The sequence below is a fragment of the Deinococcota bacterium genome, assembly GCA_030858465.1.
In the GTDB taxonomy this organism is placed as follows: Bacteria; Deinococcota; Deinococci; order Deinococcales; family Trueperaceae; genus JALZLY01.
Genome location: JALZLY010000300.1, coordinates 1 through 4,206 on the forward strand (window position 1 = coordinate 1; position 4,206 = coordinate 4,206).

The 4,206-nt window shown below is 67.4% G+C and carries 3 protein-coding genes; 2 read left to right on the forward strand and 1 reads right to left on the reverse strand.

Annotated elements, in window-relative coordinates; translation table 11 throughout:
• Together trkA and M3498_14960 are read left to right on the forward strand one after the other, a co-directional pair.
• Nucleotides 1–1,234 (forward strand): Trk system potassium transporter TrkA (gene trkA, locus M3498_14955; protein MDQ3460578.1); only part of this gene is annotated, 1,234 nt, incomplete at its 5' end.
• Between the two features lie 32 nt (nt 1,235–1,266).
• The gene (locus tag M3498_14960) at nt 1,267–2,730 is read left to right on the forward strand and encodes a TrkH family potassium uptake protein (protein ID MDQ3460579.1); all 1,464 of its coding nucleotides are present in this window, start codon (nt 1,267–1,269) and stop codon (nt 2,728–2,730) included.
• 127 nt (nt 2,731–2,857) lie between these two features.
• On the opposite strand, the gene M3498_14965 is transcribed toward M3498_14960, so the two are convergent.
• Nucleotides 2,858–4,206, reverse strand: a 1,349-nt coding sequence (locus tag M3498_14965) for a TrkH family potassium uptake protein (protein MDQ3460580.1), incomplete at its 5' end; no start/stop codon positions are given.

Here is a 4,206-nt window from a genome sequence, read left to right on the forward strand (position 1 = left end):
GAGCCGTGCCGACAGCTTCGACCACTTAGACGTCCGCTTCGTCGTCGGCAGCGGCTCGGACCCCGAGGAGTTGCGCAAGGCTGGCGCGCAGCGGGCCGGCGCCTTTATCGCCTGCACCACCAACGACGACGTGAACGTCTTAGCCTGCTTGGCCGCCAAGGGCCTGGGCGCCAAGGAGACGATGGCCTTCGTGACCCGGCAGCGCTACCTGGACGCCTTTGCCGACAAGGGCGCGATGGAGAGCGTGGGCCTGGTGATCAACCGGGTGTTGTGGCCGCAGCGCACCCTGGCCCACCAGATCGCCGACATCGTGCGGGTGCCGAGAGCGCTCGACAGCGCCTTCTTCGCGGGCGGCCGGGTCAAGATGCTCGAGTACCGTCTCGAAGCCGGCGATCCCTTCATGGGCGAGACCCTGTTCGACCTGAGCCTGCCGGTGGGCGTCTTAGCGGTCGGGGTCATCCACCAGGGGCTCTTCGCCATTCCCGGCGGCCAGACCGTCCTCTATCCCGGCGACAAGGTGATCTTCATGGGCTCGAGCCAGAGCATGCAGGCTCTGGAAGCGCGCTTCACGCCCAGAAAGCACATCCAAAACGTGGTCATCGTGGGTGGCGGCAACGTCGGCTTCATGACCGCGGAGCGCCTGCAGCAGGGGCGCATGCACGTGACCATCATCGAGGAGAACGAGGCGCGCTGCGAGAAGTTGGCCACCTACCTGCCCAGGGTGATGGTGCTAAAGGGCGACGGCACCGACCTGGAGCTTTTGGAGAGTGAGCGCATCGAGGACGCCCACGTGCTCGTGGCGGTGACCGACGACGACAGCAAGAACCTGCTCATCTCGCTCCTGGCCAAACAACTCGGCATCCCCAAGGTCGTCACCCGGGTGGGCCGCAGCCGCAACCAGCGCCTCTTCGAGCGCGTCGGCATCGACACCTCCTTGACGCCGCGCACCGCTGCCGTCCAGGAGGTCCTCAACTGGCTCAAGCTCGACCAGCTCGATCACTTGGCCAGCATCGAGGACCGCGCCGAGGTGATCGAGGTGACCTATCCCTATGAAAAGCCCGTGGGAATGGTAAAAGACCTGGGCACGCCGCCGCGGAGCCTGATCGGCGCCATCGTGCGCAAGGACAAGGTCATCATCCCCAGCGGCGAGACGATGGTGCAGCACGGCGATCACCTCTTCATGGTGGCCGCGCTCGAGGCCGTCGAGCGGGTGCACGGCTGGCTGGCGCGCTAGCCATGCTTGCCCCAAAGCCTTAAGCTAGGCGGGTGCGCGGCCGCTTTGCGTCCTTCGTCGTCGGCGCGGGCCTTATGGGCCTGGCGCTCATCTGCGCGGTCTTCGGTTTCTACGCCACCGTCCTCGGCGAGGCGGCGGGAGGTTTCGGGCTGGCCGGTGGCCTATCGGTCGCACTGGGCGCCCTTCTCCTCTGGGCCGGCAGCCTCCAGGCCGACCCGGCGCGGCGCGAGGCGATCATCGGCGTCCTCCTGCTGTGGCTGGTGGTGCCGCTCGTCGGGGCGATTCCTTACGCGGTCTCGGGCGGCCTCACCCCGGTCAGCGCCGCCTTTGAGTCGATGAGCGGCTTTACCGCCACGGGCGCGACCGTCCTGCGCGACTTCGAGACCTTTCCGCTCAGCCTCTTCATGTACCGCGCCCTCAGCCAGTGGCTGGGCGGTGTCGGCATCATCGTGCTCTTCGTAGCGGTCTTTCCCAAGCTGGCCATCGCCGGGCGGCAGCTCTTCTTCGCCGAGATGCCCGGTCCCACCGAGGAGAAGCTGACGCCGCGGCTGCGCAACACCGCCGCCGCCGTCCTGGCGGTCTACCTGGTCATGACCGTCCTGGCGGCCTTGGCCTACATTGCCGCCGGCATGGTGCCCTTCGACGCGGTGGCCCACGCCTTGACCACGCTCGCGGCGGGCGGCTTCAGCCCGAGGGGCGACAGCTTCGCCGCCTACCACTCCGCCGCCATCGACTGGATCGCGGTCCTCTTCATGACCGTCGCCGGCATCTCCTTTACCTTGCAGTATCAGGCCTTGATGGGCCGGCCCCGGACGCTCTGGCGCGACCCCGAGTTTCGCGCCTACGGCCTCATCCTGCTCGGCGCCTCGGCCCTGCTCTTCTACGTCCTGCAAGGGCTCTATGAGCCCGGTGAGGCCTTGCGCCACGCCATGTTCCAAGCCGTCAGCATCATGACCACCACCGGCTACGCCTCGGCGGACTTCGGCGCGTGGCCCGCCCAGGCCCAGGCGGTCCTCCTGGTCTTGATGTTCGTGGGCGGCAGCGCCGGCAGCGCGGCGGGTGGGGTCAAGGTGATGCGCTGGCTGATCATCGCCAAGAACACCGCCCGCGAAGTCAACCGCGCCCTCCACCCCCGCGCGGTGATGCCGGTGCGCGTCGGCGAGCGCACCATCCCCGAGGAGGTGTTGAGGGCCGTGGTCGCCTTTCTGACGCTGTTCTTGGGCCTCTTTACGCTGATCACCTTGGTCCTCATCTGGCTCGAGGCGGACTTCTTGACCGCCATCAGCGCGGCCATCGCCTGCGTCGGCAACGTCGGGCCGGGCCTGGCCGGGGTGGGGCCGATGCAGCACTTCGACGACCTGCACGCGACCAGCCGCCTCGTCCTCACCTTCGCTATGTACGCGGGCCGGCTCGAGGTCGTCACCCTCTTCGTGGTCTTGAACCGGCGCTTCTGGCGACTGCCCAGGGGGAGCCGCGCCACCTTCGATATCGACTGACTCTATCGACTGATCCTTATCGACTGCTCGAGCAGGTCGTACAGCACTGGGTATAGCGGACGGGACAAGGGGGCGGCGATGGGGTGGGGTGTCGGGTTGTGGGGGGAAACGAGCTCATGCGCGCCGCCTAGTCATGAAAGGGCGATCCCCTCCGGAACCAGTTGAGCCGCGGCAACTGCCAGAAGTCGGCGTTCAGGACGATGAAGACGGTGATGATCTCGAGCCTGCCCGCGTACATGCCGAAGATCAGCACCGCCTTGCTGACCGGGTGCAGGTCGGCGAAGTGTTGCATCGGCCCCACCGCCGCCAAGCCCGGGCCGATATTGCCGACGCAGGCGATGGCGGCCGTAAAGGCCGTGGTCAGGTCGGCGCCCAAAAGCGCCAGGGTGACGGTGGTGAGGGCGGTCAGGATGGCGAACAGCGTCACAAAGGCCGACACCGCCCTCAAAACCTCCTCGGAGACGGTGCGGTTGCCGACCCGCACCGGCGCGACCAGCCGGGGGTGGAGGGCGCGCCTCAGCTCTCGAGCCGAGTTTTCGCCGATGATGAGCCAGCGCGCCACCTTGATGCCCCCGGCCGCGCTGCCCGCGCTGCCACCCACGAACATCAGGAAGACCAGGACGGCCTGGGCGTCCTCCGGCCAGAGCGCGAAGTCCGCCGAGGCGTAGCCGGTGGTCGTTATCATCGTCAGCGACTGAAAGAAGCCGTGGCGCAAGGCGTCGAAAGGGGCGTAGCTGTCGCGCAGGGTATAGGTGAGCAGTCCGGCCGCGACCAGGACGATGGCCAGATAGGCCTGGAACTCCCTGTCCTGCAAGAGGTCCCCAGGGCGGCCCAACAGCACCCGGTATTGCAGGGCGAAGTTGGCGCCCGCCAGGGTCATGAAGAGGACGGCGAGCCAGTCCAGGAGCGCGCTGTCGTAGCCCGCGAACGACAGGCCGTTGGGGCTGAAGCCGCCCGAGGCGGGGGTGGTCAAGCCGTTGGCGACGGCGTCGTAGAAGGGCATGCCCGCCGCCCAGTAGGACAGGATGGCCGCCACCGTGATCAGCAGGTAGACGACGGTGACGGCGGTGGCGGTGTTGCGCAGCCTGGGCGTCAGCTTCTCCTCGGTCGGCCCCGGCACCTCGGCGAAGAACATCTGCCGTCCCGCCAGGGCTAGCTGCGGCAAGACCGCGATAAAGAACACGATGATGCCCACGCCGCCCAGCCACTGGCTGAGCGCACGCCACATGAAGAGGCTCAGCGGGAAGCCCTCGAATTCCCTCAGCATGGTGGCGCCGGTGGTGGTAAAGCCGCTCATCGACTCGAAAAAGGCGTCGAGAAAGTCAAAGCCCCCGGAGATGGCAAAAGGCAACGCGCCCAGGAGGGGAAAGATAAGCCACAGCAGCAGGACGCCGGTGATCGCCTCACGGCGCCCCGGCTCGCTGTGGCGGCTGCCGGTGAGAAGAAAAAAGATGCCCAGGAGGCTCGAGAGCAGGG